The organism is Gilliamella sp. X-60, from assembly GCF_057063585.1.
The window spans coordinates 57,544-81,061 of record NZ_JBXSQJ010000004.1; the positions used below are offsets into that span (position 1 = coordinate 57,544).

Genomic DNA, 23,518 nt, shown 5'->3' on the forward strand with positions numbered 1-23,518 from the left:
AAATTTATGTTAATTAAAAATATATTATATTTGTGTTACAACAAACTTAAGATGTGAGCATTTTTGCTTGCTCTCCAAACCCCCTAACCCATGCGTTTAACTCACGTTCACTAGATGTGGTGATAGTAAGAATAATTTCGCCATTTTCGATTTCTTCGATTTTTTGTTCATCGCACCAAATTCTTTCTTTGACATAACCAGCCGCTGATTTGGTAAATTGAATTGAAAAAGTACGAGGTTCATGTTCTGGTAAACCAAACGTAGTTTTATTTTGAATGTGATCTGGTACTGATATAGCAACTTTTTGGTTAATAAAATCTAATTTTTTTATTCGGTGGATTGCCAAACAAGTACTGTGTTTTAATTCTGTCGCAACGTTATTTGAAATTGCGCCATAAACGTATAAGGCATGATTCATTGCAATTACTTTTTGCGGAATAAAATAGTGGTTTTTTCCTTGTTGATTACCACTAGCAATATAATGAATGTGGCAAAAAGTCTTATTTTCAATACACGCTAATAAGTCCTCAATAATGCTAACTTTCTCTGAATAATCAATCTTCCCTTTACTAAAAAAAGCAATAGGTTTACTTAGTGAAAAGTGTTCTCTTGTATCTAACTCTAATAACAACATAGAAAGATGCAATAATGTTTGATCAATACGTTCACCAATCTCTGATGGAATAAAGGGTTTGGACAGTTCACGGCACAAACTTAGATATCGTAATTCCTGATAATTTAAACCTAGTGTATTTTTATGATTGATCTGCAGACTATACCAACGACGATTTTTTTCCTTGCCAGAGCAGAAACATTCAGGAAAAGATAACTCGATCTGTTCAGCTAGCCGTATGACTGTTTGAGCAGAACAGTTCAGTATTTCGGCTAAATCTGATTGGTAATGCGGTTTATGATCAGATAGCAAAATATGATACATTTTCAACAGTTTTTGTCCGGCACTAACATTTGAATCTTTCTTTCTGCCCATCGTCTATTTACCTATTATAATCCTTTCCCAAAATAGAAATATTGCGCCATTTTTAATCAATTAATTCTTATAAAGTAATATAATTTTTTGTAAATATAGTATTAACTAAATTCACAAATAGAACTTTATTCGTTATCTGAACAAAAATCCGATAGCTTTTACACCCACGCGTTATATATTAATTATGCGTTAAATTATCAAATTGTTTTTCCAATCTACGGAACAAGAAATAAAAAAGAATTATTATTTTTATTTAATTATTAATGAATAGAGGGATATTGTCATATCGATCTTTTCGATCAATTAATGCTTATTGATCGTTTATTTCGATCAATGATTGCGCTATCACATTCAGTTTCGTGATCGATTTGGGTCAATTGGGATTGATTTCGGTAGAGTCAGTTAACCAAACTAAATATTGTAGAATCGTGTCTTGATGAGATTTTGGACATAAAAAAACCAGCTTTTAGCTGGTGTTCTTTTTTGTACTTGGTGCCAGTGGTCGGACTCGAACCGACACGCTTTTAAGGGCGGCGGATTTTGAATCCGCTGCGTCTACCAATTTCGCCACACTGGCATTAAACGTGTAAATAAGTAAACGTAAGCATTATACTTAGCTTTGTAATATCTGCAACAAGTATTATCGTAAAGTGCTTTATATGCCTAAAAAACAAGCTACCATCTAGATTTCCATGCGGGTAATTTTTTAAGGATTATATAAGCCGTTTGCTTAGCTACAGCATTATCAATATTGTGATTTTTAGCATATTGTAATGTGACTTCATGCCATTTTTCGTTAAATGTTTTCATTGTGCCATCTTTACGAGCACAATGTTTACAATAGCTTTTAGACATATCAAGCAATGGATAATCAGCAATAGCTATCATTGGCATGCCACAAGCAATACACATTTTCATATTCTAAATTCCAATAAAATTAAAAAAGGTGACTCAATAATTGCCATCTTTATATGTACAAAAAATCCTACTCTTAGTTAAACAAGATTACAATATACAGTTAAAAATAGATAAATAGATTTCAGAAATTAAGATCAAATTGTGATGTGATTTGATTCAATTGTGGTTGTCGTTGTTGCTGTAAAACTAGATAACGGCGCCTCAACGCCCGTTGTTTACATAAACGTAAGACTTCTTGCTTTTGGCTATCACTCAAGGTTAACCAGTTAAATCTTTCTTCTCTTGAGCGATAACAGGTAATACAATAGCCTTGCTTATCGGTTTCGCAAACCCGTTTACAAGGACTTGGGATTTCAAAAAACTCAATCTGATCCAATTTATTCCTCGTCTTTTTAGGCAAAGCATTGATTTACTAACGTTCTTTTAAGCCTAAACCTTTACTAAGCACTTTAAAACAGTCAGCACAATCATGTGTAGCAGCATGAAGTAATGTTTGAGTCGGTGCGTGAATTAATTTATTGGTTAAACGATGGGAAAATTCAGTAAAAACATCGTCAATATTAGCGCCTTGCTTAATGGCATTTAAGGCTTTTATTTGTAACTCACGCTTAATACGTTCCGCATTACTACGATACTGCTTAACATAAGTAACGGCATGCCTAGTCTTAAGCCAATCAATAAAATGTTCAGCTTGTTCTTGAATAAGATATTGTGCTTCTTTAGCAGCAACAGCGCGTTGCTCTAAATTACTTTCAACCGTTTTTTGTAAGTCATCAATAGTATAAAGATGCACATTATCAAGCTGATTAACCTCTTCCTCGACATCGCGGGGAACAGCTAAATCAATAAACAGCATTTTGCGATAATTTCTAGCTCGTAAGGTGCGTTCAACCATACCTTTACCTATGATGGGTAAAGGACTAGCTGTTGAACTAATCACAATATCAACATCTTTAAGTCGATTAGCGATATCAGGTAATGAAATGATTTCTGCATCGATACCTACCGCAAGTTTTAATGCCTTTTCACGGGTGCGATTAGCAATAATCACTTGATTAAACCCATGTGGTTTTAAGTAGCGCGAGATAAGTTCTATTGTTTCCCCTGCTCCAACAAGCATAATATTTAAACTAGAAGTATCAACAAAAAGATGGCGAGCAACTAAACAAGCGGCATAAGCAACAGATGCCGTATTAGCACCAATATTGGTTTCACTGCGAACAATTTTTGCCACATGAAATACTGTTTGAAATAGTTTTTTTAATTGGACAGATAAGCAGTTTTGTTTTTGAGCAAAACTATATGCCTGCTTAACTTGTCCTAAAATTTGTGGTTCACCAATGATCATTGAGTCTAAACCGCTAGCAACCGACATCAAATGCTCGATAGCTTGTTGACCATCATGCCAATAAAGTGAGTCTTTATATAGCTCAATATCAAGATGATGAAATTGCCCCAACCAACTTTCTACCGACTGTTTTAATCTTAGATAGTCGGTTTGATGCTCATAACTCAAATATATTTCTGTTCGATTACAGGTAGACAAAATCACACACCCTTCAACCAAAGGATGTTGGTATAAGCTATATAGCGCTTTATCGACAATCTCAGTAGGAAAAGCAAGCCTTTCCCTTAAAGCGACTGGCGCAGTTTTATGATTAACACCAAAAATTGTAATGGACATTGCATCGCTTCTTTTTTGCAGGTTATATTAGATATAATTATTTTATTCAACATTCTTAAACCCCATATTATACATAAAAAACAATAAAAGGTTCTTTTTCTTATTCAGCAAATTATCAGTTATAATACTGCCTTCGTTGACAAAAACAACTAAGAGTTATTCCATGTCTAAAATCAAATATGCTTTTATTATCATGCTACCGTTACTTATCACAGCTTGCCAAACAACGAAATCACAAAACAATGCATCGGTTGCGCAACAATGGCAAGTTCATCAACAAAATCTAAAACAAATAAACGCTTTTCAAGTAAAAGGTAGTATCGCTTATATAAGTGATAAATCGCGTAGTTATGGACGATTTTTGATAACTCAACAATCAACCGATAATTACCAAGTCAAATTAACCTCACCCGTTGGTACCAACATTTTAACTTTAAAAGCTGAACCTAATAATGCTCAATTGATTGATAAACATGGTGAAAGTTACCAAGATATCAATGTTGAAAATCTCATGAAAAAAATATCTAACGTAAATATCCCACTGAATTCTTTACACAATTGGCTAAAAGGATTTTCAGACAATATCAATACTGACAAATTAGACAATTCAGGCCGATTAATATCAACAATATTTGTGCAAAATAATAACAAATGGACATTAAAAATTCCAAGTTACGCAACTTATACCTATAAAAATCAAAAAATTGATTTACCAGCTACTATCGAACTTACGCATGATGACGAAGTTGTCCGTTTAAAAATTAGTGACTGGATTTTACGATAACGGGAAATAGTGATGAAACAGTGGTTATCTCCTGCTAAATTAAATTTATTTTTATATATTACTGGTCGTCGTGCTGATAATTATCATAATTTACAAACGTTGTTTCAGTTTATTGACTATTGTGACACCGTAACGTTTAGCGCACGCAAAGATAACAAGATTAACTTATTAACCGATTTTGCAAACATACCGGCTAATAAAAACTTAATTGTCATTGCCGCTGAACAATTAAAAAATTATACCAATTGCAATGATCTCGGTGTAGATATCACAATTGATAAAAAGATCCCTATGGGGGGCGGATTGGGAGGCGCATCGTCCAATGCAGCGACGGTATTAGTGGCACTTAATCAGTTATGGCAACTTAACTTATCAACTGAAACATTAATGGACATAGGTCGAAAAATTGGTGCCGATGTCCCTATTTTTATTTATGGACACGCTGCTTTCGCCGAAGGAATTGGCGATCAATTTCAGTCTGTAGATATACCAGAATATTGGTATCTAGTCACTTATCCTAATATTGAAATATCTACAGTTAAAATTTTTAATGACCTTGAACTAACTCGTAACACGCCAGTCCAAAATATTACTGATTTGCTTTCATTGCCGTTTAACGAATTGAAAAACGATTGTGAAAGCGTTGTTCGAAAACGTTACCCTAAAGTAGACAGTATCATTGCTTATCTTTCACAATATGGTACCACTCGGTTAACTGGAACTGGTGCATGTGTTTTTACACAATGTGAATCAAAACAACAAGCATTAACCATTCAAGACAAACTTAAAACACTCTCAATCCATAGTGTTGTGGCTAAAGCATTAAACTCTTCACCTTTATACGCAAATTAAAAAAACCTTAATCAAAAAATATTATTAATATGGTTAAGGTTTTTTATAAATAATGCCAATGGTTAAATATTAAATAAACTACATTTGTGCAAAGCGCTAATCTTGCGATCACCAATAATATTTAGGCCCAAATCAGACTAAACAACAAAATAAAAATAGTTGTCTTTTTTTCGGTTGCAACGCTTCGTGTTTATTTAATATGCTACCGGATTGTTAATTCCTCAGTTATTAAATTAACTAAAATTGAGACTTTTAAAAATTATGCTTATTACTAATGTCGACAAAATAAAACAATATTATCAAGCTTTACTGGCAAAGGATGCGCACTATATCGGGATATTTTACGCTGGCGTTAAAACAACATCGATATTTTGTATTGCGACTTGCCGAGCAAAGAAACCAAAATTTGAAAATGTAGAATTTTTTAGTACTTTTAAAGAAGCCCTTGATGCAGGGTATCGTCCTTGTAAAATTTGTAAACCAACAGAAAACGCAAATGAAGCACCACCAGAAGTTGTTAAAGCTATTACATTAATTACACAAAATCCCAAAACAAAAATATCGGATACACAATTAAAAGAACATAAAATAAGTCCCGAAACAGTCAGACGCTGGTTCAAAAAACACTATGGTATCACTTTCCAATCCTACCAAAGAATGTATCGAATTAATCACGCTTTTCAAGAGCTTAAAGTCGGCAAAAATGTCATCAATACCGCTTATGATACAGGGTATGAATCTTTAAGTGGCTTTGGATATACCTATAAAAAAATCACCAAAAATACCCCATTAATAAGCATTAACCAAGACATTATCCTAATTAATCGCTTAACAACGCCATTAGGCCCTATGTTTATATGTTCCACTAATCAAGGGATCTGCTTATTAGAATTTGTCGACAGACGAATGTTAGAAACCGAATTCGAACAGCTGCAAAAACAGTTAAAATTGCAAATAATTTTTGGGGATAACAAGCACATAAAACAAGCAAAAGAAGAAATTGATGAGTACTTTCAAGGGAAAAGACAACATTTTAATGTCAATTTGCATACCCCAGGAACAGATTTTCAGCAAACAGTTTGGGACTGTTTAAAACAAATCCCTTATGGAAAACTAACTACCTATAAAGCACAAGCAGAAAACATTAATAATCCACATGCTATACGTGCAGTTGCAAACGCAAATGGATTTAATCGAGTCGCAATTATCATACCTTGTCACAGGGTCATTGGATCAAATGGTGAATTAATGGGATATGGCGGAGGATTAGAAAGAAAACGCTGGTTAATTGAACATGAAAAAAATCACTCAAATCAAAATTAAATGTATTTGTAAAAATTTAAAAAAAATATAAAGTGTTTAAAAAGAATTTTTTACGGCATGGTATTATTTAATGATTAATCACAATTTTACTAATGACACAAATATACTAATTGATAAGTATTGCTAGATTTTAGCATGATATTACGGTTTCTTTATTGCAACTAAAAAGTTTACAGGTATATAATGAAAAATTAGCAACTCTTATAGAAAAGACTTAGAGAGCATTTAAATGAATCAGTTACAAGAAAAACTTGCATTAATTAAAGACAGCATTCTTACCATTCCCAATTACCCAAAAGAAGGGGTTTTGTTTCGTGATATCACCAGTTTACTTGCTGATCCTATTGCATTTAAAACCACTGTTGAATTATTAATTGAACATTATCGTAATAAAAAAATTGACAAAGTAGTAGGTACAGAAGCTCGAGGCTTTATTTTTGCAGCGCCAATTGCATTAGCATTGGGTGTAGGTTTTATTCCTGTTCGTAAACCTAATAAATTACCTCGTCACGTATTTAAAGAAGAATATCAACTTGAATACGGTACAGACACATTAGAAATTCACACAGATGCAATTAAACCGGGTGAACGAGTATTAATTATTGATGATTTACTTGCTACTGGTGGAACGATCGCCGCAACAGCTAATTTAATTCGTAAAGCTGGTGGTATTGCCGAAAATGCCGCATTTGTGATCAACTTACCAGATTTAGGTGGCAAATCCAAGTTAACGGATATGGGGATTGATTGCTTTACTTTAGTTAATTTTGACGGTGAATAATGATTATTATTAAGGGCACGCTTGGTGCCCTTTTTTCATTTTAAGTACCTTTAATTTCTTTTCCTTTCTGAAAAAACGTAAGTTATTTTTATTGCATACAAAAAATAGATATGCACGCCTCACTGCATCTAAATTCAGATGTACAGATCAAAATAAGAAATCAACAAAAAACCAACCAAAATGAATAAAAATACACTTTACATCTTGATTAAGCATTAAATGTGAATTATTATTCAACATTAAAGCATAATTATCTAAGAGAGGATGAGATGAAAAAATTTAACCATATTATTGCAAGAATGCCCGCCAAATCACTAATTAACGGTTTAACATCAGCCAACTTGGGCAAACCTGATTATCAAAAAGCCTTAGATCAGCACAACAATTACATCCGAGCATTACAACAATGCGATGTCGATATCACAATTTTACCCGCTGACGAACGTTTTCCAGATTCGGTATTTGTTGAAGATGCCGTACTTTGCACGCCATATTGTGCCATTATTACAAGGCCTGGAGCCGAAAGCCGCAGGGAAGAAACTGAAATTATCGCTGACACCATCGAAAGATTTTATCCAAATAAAGTAGAAAGAATTAACGCACCTGGTACAGTTGAAGCGGGCGATATAATGATGGTTGAAAACCACTACTACATTGGCTTATCGGCTCGAACCAATCAAACTGGCGCAAACCAAATGATAGCTATTTTAGAAAAGTATGGATTAACTGGTTCAGTGGTTAAGCTCGAAAAAGTGTTACATCTAAAAACAGGTCTAGCTTATTTAGAGAATAACAACTTATTAGCGGCAGGCGAATTTATCACTAAACCCGAATTTCAACACCTTAATATTATTGAAATTCCTGAGCAAGAAAGTTATGCAGCTAACTGTATATGGGTTAATGACCGCGTTATTATGCCAGCAGGCTATCCAATAACAAAAGGCAAAATCGCAGAGCTTGGTTACCAAGTTATCGAAGTGGATACCTCTGAATATCAAAAAATAGATGGTGGTGTAAGTTGCATGTCGTTACGATTTTAATCGATCGATATTAATTATTAATCATACTAAACTGCATAAATAAGACAACAAGATGAATACACCAGTAAGAAAAAAACTCGGCATTCTGCCGCTCACACTGTTGGTGGTTGGCAGTATTGTCGGAAGTGGAATTTTTAGCCTGCCACAAAACATGGCCGAAGGGTCAGGAACTGGGGGAATTTTAATTGCATGGACAATAACCCTTTTAGGCATGTTAATGCTAACACGGATATTTCAGTATTTATCGATCCGATTTTACAAAATCAATGATGGATTATACGGCTATGTACGAGAAGGATTTGGCGATTATATCGGCTTTAATGCAGCATGGGGATACTGGATATCAGCATGGATGTCGTGTACTAGCTACTTAGTTATTTTATTTAGCGCATTAGGATCTTTTGATAGCTTAAGCTTCTTTGGTCATGGCACCACATTACCGGCGGTTATTGCGGCTATTTTATTGTTATGGATAGTACATTATTTTGTATTGAAAGGAATATATCGCGCCTTTTTATTAAATTGTTTAGTGACATTAGCTAAAATTGTGCCTATCGGTTTATTTATTGTTTGTGTTAGCCTCGCCTTTAAAATCTCTACATTTAAGATCGACTTTTGGGGCACACCGCAATTAGGATCAATTATTGATCAAGTTGAAAACACCATGCTTTATACCGTTTGGGTTTATTTAGGAATTGAAAGCGCAACGGTTTATGCAACGAGGGCCAAAAATATCATCAGTATTAGCCGTGCCACCTTTTTTGGCTTTGCTATTACTAGTTTATTACTTGTTTGCGTATCTGTGTTATCACTTGGCATTGTACCGCAACAAGAACTGGCGCAAATGAAAAACCCATCAATGGCCTTAGTCATTGAACGTATCATTGGTAGCTGGGGTGCGACCTTGATCAACATCGGCTTAATCGTATCGGTCAGTGGCGGATTATTATCGTGGCTAATGCTAGCCGCCGAAATGCTATTTTTAAGCGGTCAAGGCAAACAGCACACGGTGCCAAGTTGCTTTGGTAAACTCAACAAAGCAGGTACACCTTCCAACGCATTATGGTTAACAACAAGCTTAATAACGGTATTAATTATCCTTGCTCATTTCTATCAATCGGGCTATAACACCTTAATCCAGTTATCAACCTCAATGGTGCTAATCCCCTACTTGCTTTCGGCACTTTTTGTTTTCAAATTGGCGATTCAACAAGGCAAAGCCTATTTAATTATAATTGGCGCTTTAGGATCGATTTATGGAGTATGGTTGATTTATGCTGGTGGTACAACTTATTTATTACTTTCCATGATACTCTACAGTATGGGACTATGTTTTTACCTCTATGCCAGAAAAGAACGATCTTTACCAGCATTTAGTTACTTTCACGACAAAGTGTATGCTATTGCAATTATCCTATTAGCTATCATTGCTATTTTATACTTCTTAAGCTGATAATAGTTTAGTCGAGGCTTTTTAACAATCTCAAAAAGCCTCATATGCGCAAAAAATTCGAATATATAAAAGGCATGCAAGCAGTTCAAATAATAAATTATATTTGTATATAACATTACTTTTATGCTTTTACTTGTGATAATAAGTATTTCTTTTATCAAGATTTATTACTTGCTATTAAATAATTTTGATTCACTATGAAATTAAAAATAATAAAATATAACAAAAAATATGCTCTGGATATCTGTAAATTATTTTACAATTCCATAAATCAAACTTAAGCAGATGTTTGCTTAATGGTGTTAAAAATCACAGCTCCAAAAAAAATTATAAAAAAACAGTAGTGCCCAGCAAGGTACAAAAACCGTGGACAAAAGACAACAAGCACTCAATCTATCACAATTACCATGAATTGTTTTATTGTGAGATTAAGTTGCTGTGCTTGTATTGCTCACCATTTAGGCTTTATTTTCGAAACAGATAAAAATCAGCTAATAACGTTCTAAATGCTTGTGAATAGCGCCCATCATTATCTCGCATACACAATTGCTGCTGATCAACCTTATTAGGTTGGATAAATGAAAAAACCATCAACGACAACGAAAAATCTTTGTCTGCACTATATCTAACATTCATCAGTTGGTGTAAATATAACTGATTAGATTCACATAATAACCTAAACTGATTGGATAAATGATAAGGCAAAACTAAACAAAATTGACCTGCGGGATTTAATAAACGCGTAACCGTGCCAATAAGCTGTTGAAAGTTTAAACTTTCGGTATAGCGTGCTAATTGCCTTTGCGGATTACGACAATCAACGGCGGATTCAAAATAAGGGGGATTGGTCACAATCAAATCATAGCCCATGGCATGACTTGACTCAAATTGATTAATGTCGATATGAATCGCATTAACTGTAGTAAACCCAGCTTGCTGGATATTTTGCTGACATTGTGCCACTGCCTGCACATCAATATCAATCGCATCAATTTGACAATTATTATGTTCTAATCGCTGGGCTAACATCAACGCAATTACGCCACAACCACAGCCAATATCTAGTATTTTTTGCGGAACAGAACGAATGGGCGCCCATGCGCCTAACAAACAGCTATCGGTTGTTACTTTCATTGGACTTTTGTCGTGCCCAACAAAAAAACGTTTAAAGGTAAAACCACCTTTTTTTAATGGTAATGGATTATTGTGCATGTTTAAACTTCTTAAACAAAGGTTTATTTGACGCAATCGCATCAGCCCAGCGCGTTGGTTCAGGCAAGCGATAGCCACGTAAACATAAATTAACCCATTTTAAAGCACTATCTTGACTCACTCGGTGACCGGTCGAAATAAATAAAGGATTGCAATTATTTTTACTACATAGCACCCAACCAATCTGCTCTTGCTTATCTTGCAAAGGCGTGACACTACCTGCTTGTTTTGGCAATGGTTTATACTGACCGCACAACTTTTTTTTAGCTACACCAATCGTTGGCATATCTAGTAACAAGCCTAAATGGCTGGCAATACCTAAACGCCGAGGGTGAGCAACCCCTTGCCCATCAACGAACAATAAATCAGGTTTCTGAGTTACCTGCTGCCATGCCTCGATCAGTGCTGGATACTCACGAAAAGATAAATAACCGGGAATATAAGGAAACTGCGTTTTTATTCTAGCAATATGGTATTCAACAACTTTAAAATCAGGATAAGTAATAACAACAATTGCAGCTCTAGTCACATGTCCATCATCCTCAAAGCCTACATCGGTTCCACCAATAAATTTAACCGACTGACAAAACGCATCGGATAATGTAATTTGCTTCGCTAACGTCTGTTGTGTTTGCTTTAATTGCGCTAAATTAATAGACATTTTGATTCTGTTCAGTATTATTATCCACAATAAATTGATTTTACCAGAATTAGCATGCCATATACATTAGCAAATCCCGTTGAACTAACAGAAGAAATAAAAAAAAGTCGCTTTATTGTCAATGCTGCGCCAGTTACATCAGTCGAACAAGCCACCGACTTTATTAACCAAATAAGCGATCCCAACGCCACTCACAACTGCTGGGCATGGAAGATTGGACAACAATATCGATTTAACGACGACGGCGAGCCCACCAGCACTGCCGGTCGCCCTATTCTTTCGGCCATTGAAGGGCAAGATTGCGATCAAGTGGTTGTAGTTGTAACTCGCTACTTTGGCGGTATAAAACTGGGTACTGGCGGGTTAATTCGTGCTTATGGTGGTTCGGCTAGCCACTGCTTGCGACAAGCAGAGCGTATCGAACTTATTGCCCGCATGACGCTACAATTTCACTGTTATTATAACGAATGGCCAATTATCGAAAATCGCCTAAAAGAACTTGATGCCATTATTGAAAATCAAGAGTTTGATGCTGAAGGTGTCAACGTCATAACAGGTATCACACAAGATAAATCCCAATTACTGCAAAAAAATATCAGCGACATCACCCGTGGACGCATTATTATTGAGTTATAAAAAATTCTCGGGTAGACCATTTATTTCATTAAAAATTTTTTGATTTATTTTTTGTTTAAAATCAATGTGTTATAATGTTATTTTGCGTATTTTTGGGAGATGAGTGTGAATCATTGGCGACCTTTCTTGTGCAAGGTACTAACCTCATTTGTCGCTCTTTTTCTATTCCCCAACCTGATCGATAAACCTATCGCATACAGTGTGCACTGGCTCTTGAATAAATGCACTATCAATCATTGGCGGATATTTATTGGACCGCCATGACGATAAAAAGAATAACTGCTGTAATGCTCTGGTTTTGTTAGCATTATTTGTCACCATGTCACTTATTGGCTGAGTCAGTTAAAATGGAAGTTGCGGGGGATTGTTTTTTTATTTTTCCTATTTTTGAATAATTGACACTACTGTTGATACAAAACTTCATAACCACTTAAATCATAATCATCTATTAACTCATAACCGTAAATAGTAAGGACCGCGTTCGGGATAACGTTTATTAGCCGGAAAACCACCATACACAATGATTTGGTCGAGTTTTTAATATGTTAGATTATCAACCTTAAATTAAATTCTACTAATTGATTCATAACATAAAATAACTGATTATAGACTATTAAAAAGCTCTCTCAAAAATGAATTGGATTTTCACTTAATGCTAATTTTTGTTCAATTTCCATTATTACGCCTAATTAGTGATTTTTATGATTCCGTCTGGTCAAGCTGCCAATCACACCTTTGGTGTCCTCGGTCGGGAGGAGAGGCACTTTTTTTGACTTTTAGTTATTAAAGCACACAGTCCTTGCCTCCTCGACACTCCAATTACGCAAGGCCTGCTCTTTACTAGGATTGTCTTTTATTTACACCATAAGCGCGATTCACGACCTAAGGATTAACAAATAAAGACTAAGGAGTAGCGCAAACAATATTTCTATAGTTGCCTTTCCAAATTCTAGACATAGCACCCCACCAGCCAAGTTCACATCGTACGCATAGTCCCTATCCCCCGCCAATCACTTTGTCCAAAGCCAGCTAGCGGGAAAAGCTTGAGCATTATAATGCCTCGGGTATCCCCACTCTGTTAATAATCCACCCCCTATTCGAAACTGGATAAGATTATTAGGTGACGACGGCATGCCACCGACCATACGACCTCGACAATGAGAGCAGTCGTCATAATCCTTACCATCACCCCGTTCAGTACAGACTGCGTTGGTCAGGTCTTCGAGCTGTGTCAAACGATACCCAAAACCAGAACACCAAACTTCTTGCTCTTGAAAGGTACCCCCCACTCTTTCCTCGGATCATATGTATAATCTCCCGCACGGGGCACAAACTACTTCTGCGGGACTAACCAATATTTAATAACCTCGTTTCCCTCACTATCTATACCTATTATCTCAAAGGTCTGCTGTAACCTTGGAACAGCAATTCGACGTGAGTAAGGATTACGCCATTGAAAGTTTACCTCTGGACCTTTTAGCGTAATCTTAAGAAAAACCATTCTATTATTTATATCATTACACACTCTCTTGCTGATCTTGTGGCTGGCTCCCATGTCAATTCATCGGCCTATCCCCTTATGAGAAAGCCCATCAGCTCCCGTAGTTGGAAAATTGAGCTCATATGATACCAGATTGATTGGACTAGGGCTCCATAATCTGGATCCCATATACTAGGTATGGTAAACTCGGATGATCTGTAGTGATCAAGAACAGGTCTTACATACATGATCTCTCCCCATTGTGGCCGTGGTGACGGTGGTAGTATTATTGCATCACTACGATTATCCCCTTGACCATTTTGACCCGCTAATGCCGGAAAATGCCATAAACATAACAATAATAACAATGCCAACAGGACTTTTCGAAATAATTTTGATAGTGATTTGAGAAATAACTTCGAGAATATAAACGAGGCAAGAGAAAAAACTCGTCTGATGCGTCTATTTGATAAATTTAAGGCATAGGATTGCTAGTGTCTAAAATGATAATGCATTACGGTTTACCTGTCAATTAAACTTATGTTTTATCTATATTTTTATATACATTTACTTATTAAATAAGCTAGCTTTTGAAACTGGTGAAAGTATAACCGTTTTAAAAAGCTTAGCTAGTTTTTTGGGGGATTTTTAGTAAAATTAATTAGGCGTGACTTTGATTAAGTTTTATGAAAAAATTTAAAAGATTGAAATATTTAATTTTTATTAAAAAACAAATAAAATCAATGATCTATCTGAATATTTTTGATGATTTAGGGCCTGGGTGGCGATATTTAGCTATAATTTGAGTGGTTGGGTTTCGGGCGTTGTCATTGTTGTGATTTATTCCACTAAAAGCTCAAAATATCTAAAAGCTAACCGAACCACAAGTTATAAAAATATAAAATAAAAAGAGGGAGGAAGCCCTCCTTTTTTATGCACCAGCTCTATAATTAGGTGGCTCTTTGGTAATTAGTACATCATGTACATGGCTTTCCTTCATTCCTGCACCTGTAATACGATAGAATTTGGACTTAGTTCTTAATTCATCAATTGTTGCACAGCCGGTCAATCCCATACAAGATCTTAATCCACCCATTTGTTGGTGAACTATCTCTTTCAATGGCCCTTTATAGGCAATGCGCCCTTCTATGCCTTCGGGCACAAGCTTGTCGGCAGCGTTGTCAGTTTGGAAGTAGCGATCAGAAGATCCTTTTGCCATTGCACCAAGCGATCCCATTCCACGATATGATTTATACGCTCTACCTTGGAATAGTTCAATTTCGCCTGGGGCTTCTTCGGTGCCGGCAAACATTGATCCAACCATCACACAAGAAGCACCTGCTGAGATGGCTTTAGCAATATCGCCTGAATAGCGAATGCCACCATCTGCAATAACAGGGATATTGTGTTTTTGTGCCACTTCAACAGCGTCCATAATAGCACTAATTTGCGGTACACCAACGCCAGTAACAATGCGTGTTGTGCAAATTGAGCCAGGACCAATCCCCACTTTAACAGCGCTAACGCCTGCATCAATAAGTGCTTTAGCACCTTCACTAGTGGCTACATTACCGCCAATTATTTGTAAATCAGGATAAGCCTTTCTTGCTTGGCGAATACGTTCAAGCACACCTTCTGAATGACCGTGTGATGAATCAATTAATAATACATCAACACCAGCTTCAACTAATGCAGCAATGCGTTCTTCGTTCCCTGCTGCTGCGCCAACAGCGGCACCCACGCGCAAGCGTCCTTTATCGTCTTTACAAGCGTTAGGCTTTTGTTCCGCTTTATTGTAATCTTTAACCGTGATCATGCCTTTTAGGTGGAATCGAGCATCAACGACGAGGACTTTTTCAACACGATGTTCATGCATTTTTTGCAGTACGATTTCACGTTGTTCGCCTTCATTTACAGTCACTAAACGTTCTTTTGGTGTCATCACAGCTGTAACAGGTAAAGATAAGTCGGTTGCAAATCGGACATCGCGTGCGGTAATAATACCAACTAGTTCTTGAGTTTCAGTCACAACTGGAAAACCAGCAAAGCCATACTCTTTAGCTAGATCGGTAACTTGCTGTATGGTTGCGGTTGGTAAGACTGATACCGGATTTTGCACTATACCACTTTCGTGTTTTTTAACGCGCCTTACATGATTGGCTTGGTTTTCAATTGACATATTTTTGTGGATAAAACCAATGCCACCCTCTTGCGCTAGTGCAATTGCTAATTCAGATTCGGTCACTGTATCCATTGCGGCTGACAACATTGGAATATTCAATTTAATTGTTTGAGTAAGTTGAGTACTAATATCAGCTGTATTAGGTAATACAGTTGAGTGAGCTGGGACTAATAACACGTCGTCAAACGTGAGAGCTTCTTTAACTATACGAGACATGACAATATTCACCACTGGTTGGATTGTTGATAAAATATTGCCGAGGAATTCTACTTACTTTTAACTCAAAAGGCTAGTGGAATTTCTTTTTTATTGGAATAAAAAGAAAGTAAAAAATCAAATGAATTCGGATTAAATAAAGATAAGCTGAGAATACCTCATCAATTGAATAAGCACTGATGAGGCAAAGTAGTAAATTATTATATTTTTATTAGATAAACATATTAATAGCTAAGCATCCTACTAATCCACAAACTGAAATCACTGTTTCTAATAGTGACCATGATTTCATGGTTTCAGTAATACTTAAGTTGAAGTATTCTTTAAACAACCAAAAGCCAGGATCATTAACGTGTGAAAACACAACACTACCAGCACCTGTTGCAATCACCATAAGTTCAGGGCTTACACCTGTTGAAGCAATTAAAGGGAACACTATGCCACCTGCTGTCAATGCTGCAACAGTTGCAGAACCAAGCGCTAAACGCAATAATGCAGCAATTAACCACGCCATGACAATCGGCGATACATTCGACGAATGCATCATCTGTTCAATGTAAACCTTGACACCACTATCGACAAGCACTTGCTTAAATGCTCCACCACCACCAATAATTAATAGCATCATAGAAATAATTTTGATTGAATCAACCAAAGTTGAATTAACTTCAGCCATGGAACGACCGCGTAAAATCCCAAAGGTAAATACTGCAACTAACACTGAAATTAAAGTTGCAATGACCGGATCACCCAAAAATTCCACATAAGGAAATACTACATGTCCTTTATCTAAAGTCATATCGCAAACTGCACGAATCGACATTAAAATAACAGGAATTAAGGCAGTAAAGACACTCACCGCAAAACTTGGCATTTGATCATCAGTGAATTTTTTAGAGTTATATAAACCCTCTTCAATTGGATGGTTAATTACACGAATAAACGGTAGTCTTGCTAATACTGGTCCAGCTAAAATCACCGTTGGAATAGCGATGATTGTACCGTAGAGTAAAGTTCGCCCCATATCAGCTTGAAAAATTTCAGCAATTGCGGTTGGACCAGGATGCGGGGGTAAAAAACCATGGGTCACCGATAAAGCTGCTGCCATTGGAATACCAATATATAATGGCGATATTCGTAACGTGGCTGCAATGGTTAAGACTAATGGCAATAAAAGAACAAAGCCAACTTCATAAAAAAGTGCAAAGCCAACAATAAAACCAGTCAGTGTGACTGCCCATTGAATTTTTTTATCACCAAATGTTTCAATTAGCGTTGTTGCGATGCGTTGCGCCCCACCACAATCGGCCAGTAGTTTACCTAACATTGCCCCAAACCCCATAATTAAGGCCAAACTACCAAGCGTGCCACCAACCCCATTTTTAATTGACTTGACTACATCCATTACTGGCATACCTTCCATTACACCCACACTGAGTGCAACTAGAATCAAAGCAATGAAGCCATTGACTCGAAGGGGTAACATTAAAATAAGTAGCAACGCTACACCAATAGCAATTATTATTAACGGCATAAATAGTTCCTCTAAAATAAAATAATCCGTGTTATCGGTAACATGTCAAATTATAGAGGATTTTTTAAAAAATACAGTGAAAAATATCCAAATTGAGAATTAGATCACATTTTTAAAACTAATCTGCTTTTTGTGCCGTGATGATATAATTAACATCAACATTGGTTCCTAATTTGAATTCATTTTTAAATAAATGATATTCCATACCAATAATGTCTTTAACATTCAATCGAGCAAGTTCAATCCAGCTCATTAATTCTGATGGGCGAATAAAGCGATTAAAGTCGTGTGTGCCTTTAGGCACTAATCGTGCAATATATTCTGCCCCATAAATCAACAATAACTTGGCTTTATGATTACGATTGATGGTTGATAAAAACAGTTTACCGCCGGGTTTAAGTAATCTTTCGCAGGCTTGAATGATTGAAAATGGATCTGGCACATGCTCTAACAATTCCATACACGTTATGACATCATATTGCGCAGGATTTTGCTCGGCATGTTGCTCAACTGTCTGTTTTTTATAGTTAATTGATAAATTACTTTTCGCTGCATGGAGTTTTGCCACTGCTAATGATTCATCAGCAAGATCTATGGCTGTCACATTCGCACCAAGCTTCGTTAAACTTTCTGATAAAATGCCACCACCGCATCCCACATCTAATATCGCTTTTTGATCTAATAGCCCACACTGTTGTTGCACATAATTCACACGCAATGGATTGATAATATGCAAAGGTTTACATTTTCCATTAGGATCCCACCACTGATCAGCTAATTGCGAAAATTTATTTATTTCATTAAAATCAATGTTTTGAGACATGGCGATTTTTCCATAACCTAAATTGTAAACTAAATTGATAAGCAATCATTTTAAGCCATCACCACTATCAATAAAAGGGGAAAATATAAATTTATCTATACACAAATAATGAATAGGTAGTCAAAAATTTAATTCAAAACATTATAAAATTTAACAGCTAACTTGCTATTTATATTTATAGTTTTAATGATTCCTTGTTTCCATACGCATTTCATGGCATGATTTAGAGCTTTATTCATCTAATAAAAAATTTTAGGCATTTGCTTACACTAAAATTAAACAATTAAGAGTCAAGGAAAAATATTCATGAGTACAGGAACTATGAAAAAAAGCCACTCTCAGTGGAGCTCGCGCATGGGGTTTATGCTTGCCGCAGCTGGTTCTGCTGTTGGGTTAGGTAACATTTGGAAATTCCCATATATGGCAGGTGAAATGGGCGGTTCAGCGTTTGTGCTTACCTATTTGCTATTTATGTTTGTGATTGGTCTACCAATTTTAGTTTTAGAATGGTTAATTGGCCGTCGTGGGCAAAAAAATCCAATTCATACAATGGAAGATGTGGCTATTTCAGAAGGTCGTTCTAAATCATGGCATTGGGTTGGTATTATCGGTGTAGTGGGTTCTTTTTTAATCTTATCATTTTATAGTGTTATTGGTGGTTGGGCGACAGATTACATTGTTTTATCCGCTCAAGGTACTTTCGAAGGTGCTCATGGTGAAGTTACAGGTCAAATTTTTGATAACTTTCTTGGTAACGTAAACCATTTATTAACTTGGCACACCGTATTTATGTTTGCCACTGCATCTATCGTTGCAATGGGCGTGGGCGCTGGTTTAGAGCGAGCCTGCAAAATTATGATGCCAGGTTTAGGGGTATTGCTATTAGTATTAGTTGGATATGCAGCTTATGTGAGTGGTCCATCTTTTGGTAAAGCGTTTAGTTTTTTATTTACACCTGACTGGTCTGCCATTAATGGTACCGCTATGTTAGCAGCGTTAGGTCATGCGTTCTTTAGTCTATCTTTAGGTATGGGTATTATGATGGCATATGGTTCGTACCTTGGAAAAGATGTTAATCTACTATCTACTGCGCGCACTGTGGTCATCTTAGATGTCATTGTAGCAATGCTATCTGGTATGGCTATATTTCCTCTTGTGTTCGCCAATGGTTTACAACCTGGTGAAGGTCCTGGTCTTATTTTTGTTACTTTACCTATTGCCTTTGGTAATATGGCTGGTGGCACTGTTTTAGGTGTTTTATTCTTTATATTCCTAACTTTTGCGGCGTTGACATCTTCAATTTCATTACTTGAACCAACTGTCGAGTTATTAGAAGAAAAAACGCCATTGGGTAGAAAATCAGCAACGATTTTAAGTAGTTTAGTTATTTGGGCTTTAGGTATTGCTTGTTTATTAGCATTTAATGAATGGGCTGATGTCAAACTATTTGGTAAAAATATTTTTGATTTACTTGATTACCTGACCAGTAAAATCATGTTACCACTTACAGGATTAGGCACTGTGGTATTTGGTGCTTGGATGATGAATCAAAAACGCATCCGCGAAGAATTAAATTTAAATGATTTCTGGTTTAGCGTTTGGAGCGTGCTAACTCGTTACATTGTTCCTGTTGCGGTTATCATAATTTTGATTTATGGATTTTTATAAAAGCCATTACAAATTTAGTGTTCAGTTAAAAGCCTTGACCTATCAAGGCTTTATCCTTTTTTTAATGTTATATAACAAAAAACAATCAAACAATAAATAAATTTGTTAACTCCTATTGAAATCTGCTTTTTTAATCCCATATAGCAATACATCAATAAATCAAACCATTAAGTTAATTTTATTCAGTTAATGCTAACAGGCAATGCTCCATTATTTGATGAGCAAAATGCTAAGAGTTTGTTAATAACAAATTCATTTTACAGTTAGGATTAATTGAAATGACTAAATATAATAGAGGAACTAGTCAATGAGTAAGCAAGGCACTGAAACTCGTGGATTTCAATCCGAAGTTAAACAAATTCTGCATTTAATGATTCACTCTTTATATTCAAATAAAGAGATTTTTTTAAGAGAGCTTATTTCTAACGCATCTGATGCCGCCGATAAACTTCGTTTTAAAGCACTTGAAAATCCAGAACTATATGCTGGCGATGGTGAACTTGGTGTGCGTATTTCAACCAATAAAGAAGCTGGTACTTTAACGATTGCTGATAATGGTATTGGTATGACACGTGATGAAGTGATTGAAAACTTAGGTACTATTGCTAAATCCGGCACTAAAGCGTTTTTAGAGTCTATTGGTAGTGATCAGGCTAAAGATAGCCAATTAATTGGTCAGTTTGGCGTAGGTTTTTATTCTGCTTTTATTGTTGCCGATAAAGTTACTGTTAGAACACGCGCAGCCACAGCAAAAGCTGACGAAGCGGTTATGTGGGAATCAGCAGGTGAAGGTGAATATACAATATCTGACGATAATAAAGAAACTCGTGGTACCGAAATCACCTTACACTTAAAAGAAGACGAAAAAGAGTTTTTAGACGATTGGCGTTTACGTTCTATTATTAGCAAATATTCTGATCACATTTCACTCCCTGTTGAAGTGCAAACCACTGACGAAGAAAGCAAAGAAGTTAAATGGGAAAAAGTCAACAAAGCCCAAGCACTATGGACGCGTAGTAAATCAGAAGTGACCGACCAGGAATATAAAGAATTTTATAAACACCTTTCGCACGACTTTGCCGATCCATTAAGTTGGAGCCACAACCGTGTCGAAGGTAAACAAGAATATACTAGTTTACTTTATATCCCAGCAAAAGCGCCTTGGGATATGTGGAATCGCGATAATAAACATGGTTTAAAATTGTATGTACAACGCGTATTTATTATGGATGATGCAGAACAATTTATGCCAAACTATTTACGTTTTGTTAAAGGCTTAATTGATTCCAATGATCTACCATTAAATGTATCGCGCGAAATTTTACAAGATAACAAAATCACCCAAAACTTGCGTAATGCATGTACTAAGCGTGTGTTACAAATGCTTGAAAAACTTGCCAAAGACGATAAAGAACAGTATCAACAATTCTGGAGTGAGTTTGGTTTAGTACTAAAAGAAGGTACTGGCGAAGACTTTGCCAACCGTGAAACAATTGCTAAATTACTTCGTTTTGCGTCAACTCACACCGATAGTGATGCACAAACTATTTCGTTAGATGATTACATTAGCCGTATGCAAGAAGGTCAAGAAAAAATCTACTATATTACCGCTGACAGCTATGGTGCAGCTAAAAATAGTCCTCATCTTGAGCTATTCCGTAAGAAAGGCATTGAAGTCTTATTGTTGTCCGATCGTATTGATGAATGGATGATGAGCAACTTAACTGAGTTTGATGGCAAACAGTTCCAATCTATTAGCAAATCAGACGAATCAATCGAAAAGCTTGCCGATCAAAACAGTGAAGAGCAAAAACAAGTTGAAAAAGAACTTGAACCATTTATTGAACGAGTCAAAACCGCTTTGGGCGATAAGGTGAAAGACGTTAAATTAACTCACCGTTTAACTGATACGCCAGCGATTGTTACCACTGCCGCTGACGAAATGAGTACACAAATGGCTAAATTGTTTGCAGCAGCAGGTCAGAAAGCGCCGGAAATCAAATACACGTTTGAAATCAATCCAGATCATAAACTGGTTAAACGTATTGCCGATACGCAAGATGAAAGCGCATTTAACGATTGGGTTGAACTATTGCTTGATCAGGCTTTGCTTGCTGAAAAAGGTTCGCTTAGCGATCCAAGTAAATTTATTCAAACCATGAATAAATTATTAGCGCAATAGTAAAATAATAACCACTAACCACAGCCCTGATAGGTTAATACTATCGGGGCTTTTTTATACTAACAAAAAAGGTCAACTATATTTTTTTCAAATAGTATGATGTTTATCACATTTTTTTATTTTTTTGCTTCCGATTTTTTTCTAGCGATTCATAATGGGTAGATATAAGGAATTGATCAAACTCAATGAAAATTTATAAAATATTAAATAACAATGTTATTGTTACCCTTGATGCGAAAGGCGATGAATTAATTGTCACAGGTCGTGGAATTGGCTTTAAAAAGCATAAGGGTGATTTAATCGATACGAGTCTTATAGAAAAGCAGTTTTCTCTGGATAATAAAGAAACATACCCAAAATTTGAAGAATTGCTTTCAAAGATTCCCTTTGAAGTATTAACCACCTCCGAAGTTATTATTAATCATGCCAAACAATGTATAGATGGTAAATTACAAGACAGCATTTATATTTCACTGACTGATCATATCCATTTTGCCATTGAGCGTCATAAACAAGGGTTTGACATTCCAAATGGATTTTTGTGGGAGATCAAAAAATTTTACCCTAAAGAGTTTCAGATCGGTTTATATGCTTTAACCATAATAAAAGAGCGATTATCCATTGAACTACCTGAAGACGAAGCCGGTTTTATTACTTTTCATATCGTCAATGCACAATTAAATGACACGATGCCCAATATCGTCAATATGACTAAAATTATGCGTGAAATTCTCAATATTGTGAAATATTATTTTAACTTTGAATATGACGAAAACAGCCTGTCTTATCAGCGTTTTGTTACTCATTTAAAATTTTTTGCTCACCGTATTCTAAGTCACAGCAAACAAACACAACAAGATAACTCCTTGTATGAATTAGTTCGGCAAAAATATGAACTCGCCTATCTTTGTACTAAACAGATAGATTTACATTTAATACAACAATATCAACATCCCCTTTCTGATGACGAAAGCCTATATTTAACGATTCATATTCAAAAACTACGCACTGAACTTAAATAGCATAATGTGAAGTAAATCACACTTTAGCCATTATTATTGTATAAATCTTAACTAGTTTTAAAATTTGTGTTAGTCTAAA

The 23,518-nt window shown here is 35.8% G+C and carries 21 protein-coding genes and 1 tRNA gene; 10 read left to right on the forward strand and 12 right to left on the reverse strand.

Annotated features, from left to right (window positions below):
• Nucleotides 1-46: 46 nt before the first annotated feature.
• From ACYIAM_RS03420 to hemA, 5 genes are all read right to left on the reverse strand, one after another.
• The gene (locus ACYIAM_RS03420) at nt 47-988 is read right to left on the reverse strand and encodes a WCX domain-containing protein (protein ID WP_483747251.1); all 942 of its coding nucleotides are present in this window, start codon (nt 986-988) and stop codon (nt 47-49) included.
• Between the two features lie 490 nt (nt 989-1,478).
• Nucleotides 1,479-1,565 (reverse strand) — tRNA-Leu (locus ACYIAM_RS03425).
• A gap of 98 nt (nt 1,566-1,663) precedes the next feature.
• Nucleotides 1,664-1,906 carry a zinc ribbon domain-containing protein gene (locus ACYIAM_RS03430; RefSeq protein ID WP_483747252.1) on the reverse strand — a complete coding sequence of 81 codons (243 nt, stop codon included), beginning with the start codon at nt 1,904-1,906 and terminating at the stop codon, nt 1,664-1,666.
• Between the two features lie 121 nt (nt 1,907-2,027).
• Nucleotides 2,028-2,282, reverse strand: coding sequence for a DUF1289 domain-containing protein (locus tag ACYIAM_RS03435; protein ID WP_174797824.1), 255 nt, complete (start codon nt 2,280-2,282; stop codon nt 2,028-2,030).
• A gap of 36 nt (nt 2,283-2,318) precedes the next feature.
• Entirely contained in the window at nt 2,319-3,590 is a 1,272-nt protein-coding gene (gene hemA / locus ACYIAM_RS03440; protein WP_483747253.1) for a glutamyl-tRNA reductase, read from the reverse strand.
• Nucleotides 3,591-3,753: 163 nt separating this feature from the next.
• Here hemA and lolB point away from each other — a divergent pair, with 163 nt between their 5' ends.
• The 6 genes from lolB (at nt 3,754) to ACYIAM_RS03470 (ending at nt 9,823) form a co-directional block, all read left to right on the forward strand.
• Nucleotides 3,754-4,374, forward strand: coding sequence for a lipoprotein insertase outer membrane protein LolB (lolB, locus tag ACYIAM_RS03445; RefSeq protein ID WP_483747254.1), 621 nt, complete (start codon nt 3,754-3,756; stop codon nt 4,372-4,374).
• Between the two features lie 12 nt (nt 4,375-4,386).
• Nucleotides 4,387-5,226 carry a 4-(cytidine 5'-diphospho)-2-C-methyl-D-erythritol kinase gene (gene ispE, locus ACYIAM_RS03450; protein ID WP_483747255.1) on the forward strand — a complete coding sequence of 280 codons (840 nt, stop codon included), beginning with the start codon at nt 4,387-4,389 and terminating at the stop codon, nt 5,224-5,226.
• Nucleotides 5,227-5,487: 261 nt separating this feature from the next.
• The gene (locus tag ACYIAM_RS03455; protein WP_483747256.1) at nt 5,488-6,549 is read left to right on the forward strand and encodes a bifunctional transcriptional activator/DNA repair enzyme AdaA; all 1,062 of its coding nucleotides are present in this window, start codon (nt 5,488-5,490) and stop codon (nt 6,547-6,549) included.
• A gap of 229 nt (nt 6,550-6,778) precedes the next feature.
• Nucleotides 6,779-7,330, forward strand: coding sequence for an adenine phosphoribosyltransferase (gene apt / locus ACYIAM_RS03460; protein WP_065587320.1), 552 nt, complete (start codon nt 6,779-6,781; stop codon nt 7,328-7,330).
• A 269-nt stretch (nt 7,331-7,599) separates the two neighbouring features.
• Nucleotides 7,600-8,370: a dimethylargininase gene (gene ddaH / locus ACYIAM_RS03465; RefSeq protein ID WP_483747257.1), complete on the forward strand. Its 771-nt coding sequence runs from the start codon at nt 7,600-7,602 to the stop codon at nt 8,368-8,370.
• 52 nt (nt 8,371-8,422) lie between these two features.
• Nucleotides 8,423-9,823, forward strand: coding sequence for a basic amino acid/polyamine antiporter (locus ACYIAM_RS03470; RefSeq protein ID WP_483747258.1), 1,401 nt, complete (start codon nt 8,423-8,425; stop codon nt 9,821-9,823).
• A gap of 465 nt (nt 9,824-10,288) precedes the next feature.
• On the opposite strand, the gene ACYIAM_RS03475 is transcribed toward ACYIAM_RS03470, so the two are convergent.
• Together ACYIAM_RS03475 and nfi are read right to left on the reverse strand one after the other, a co-directional pair.
• A complete protein-coding gene (locus ACYIAM_RS03475; RefSeq protein WP_483747259.1) occupies nt 10,289-11,035 on the reverse strand; it encodes a tRNA1(Val) (adenine(37)-N6)-methyltransferase in 747 nt (248 codons plus the stop codon).
• The gene (nfi, locus tag ACYIAM_RS03480) at nt 11,025-11,690 is read right to left on the reverse strand and encodes a deoxyribonuclease V (RefSeq protein WP_483747329.1); all 666 of its coding nucleotides are present in this window, start codon (nt 11,688-11,690) and stop codon (nt 11,025-11,027) included. The genes ACYIAM_RS03475 and nfi overlap by 11 nt, the downstream gene beginning before the upstream one ends.
• Nucleotides 11,691-11,750: 60 nt before the next feature.
• Between nfi and ACYIAM_RS03485 the strand changes: the two genes are divergently transcribed.
• Nucleotides 11,751-12,332, forward strand: a complete 582-nt coding sequence (locus tag ACYIAM_RS03485; RefSeq protein WP_483747260.1) for an IMPACT family protein — start codon at nt 11,751-11,753, stop codon at nt 12,330-12,332.
• A gap of 162 nt (nt 12,333-12,494) precedes the next feature.
• Here the strand turns inward: ACYIAM_RS03485 and ACYIAM_RS03490 are convergent, their stop codons facing one another.
• The 5 genes from ACYIAM_RS03490 to ubiG all read right to left on the reverse strand — a co-directional run bounded on the left by ACYIAM_RS03490 (nt 12,495) and on the right by ubiG (nt 18,567).
• Nucleotides 12,495-12,653 carry a hypothetical protein gene (locus tag ACYIAM_RS03490; RefSeq protein ID WP_174797833.1) on the reverse strand — a complete coding sequence of 53 codons (159 nt, stop codon included), beginning with the start codon at nt 12,651-12,653 and terminating at the stop codon, nt 12,495-12,497.
• Nucleotides 12,654-13,342: 689 nt separating this feature from the next.
• Nucleotides 13,343-13,621: a hypothetical protein gene (locus tag ACYIAM_RS03495; RefSeq protein ID WP_483747261.1), complete on the reverse strand. Its 279-nt coding sequence runs from the start codon at nt 13,619-13,621 to the stop codon at nt 13,343-13,345.
• Nucleotides 13,622-14,743: 1,122 nt separating this feature from the next.
• The gene (gene guaB / locus ACYIAM_RS03500) at nt 14,744-16,210 is read right to left on the reverse strand and encodes an IMP dehydrogenase (RefSeq protein ID WP_483747262.1); all 1,467 of its coding nucleotides are present in this window, start codon (nt 16,208-16,210) and stop codon (nt 14,744-14,746) included.
• A 211-nt stretch (nt 16,211-16,421) separates the two neighbouring features.
• A complete protein-coding gene (gene gntT, locus ACYIAM_RS03505) occupies nt 16,422-17,762 on the reverse strand; it encodes a gluconate transporter (RefSeq protein ID WP_342354070.1) in 1,341 nt (446 codons plus the stop codon).
• Between the two features lie 100 nt (nt 17,763-17,862).
• A complete protein-coding gene (gene ubiG, locus ACYIAM_RS03510; protein WP_174797103.1) occupies nt 17,863-18,567 on the reverse strand; it encodes a bifunctional 2-polyprenyl-6-hydroxyphenol methylase/3-demethylubiquinol 3-O-methyltransferase UbiG in 705 nt (234 codons plus the stop codon).
• 306 nt (nt 18,568-18,873) lie between these two features.
• Here ubiG and ACYIAM_RS03515 point away from each other — a divergent pair, with 306 nt between their 5' ends.
• From ACYIAM_RS03515 to licT, 3 genes are all read left to right on the forward strand, one after another.
• Nucleotides 18,874-20,235 (forward strand): sodium-dependent transporter, encoded by a 1,362-nt coding sequence (locus tag ACYIAM_RS03515; RefSeq protein WP_202984970.1) that lies wholly within the window; start codon nt 18,874-18,876, stop codon nt 20,233-20,235.
• Nucleotides 20,236-20,542: 307 nt separating this feature from the next.
• On the forward strand, nt 20,543-22,417 hold the full coding sequence (gene htpG, locus ACYIAM_RS03520) for a molecular chaperone HtpG (protein WP_483747263.1): 1,875 nt from the start codon (nt 20,543-20,545) through the stop codon (nt 22,415-22,417).
• A gap of 185 nt (nt 22,418-22,602) precedes the next feature.
• A complete protein-coding gene (gene licT, locus ACYIAM_RS03525) occupies nt 22,603-23,439 on the forward strand; it encodes a BglG family transcription antiterminator LicT (RefSeq protein WP_483747264.1) in 837 nt (278 codons plus the stop codon).
• Nucleotides 23,440-23,518 lie beyond the last annotated feature (79 nt).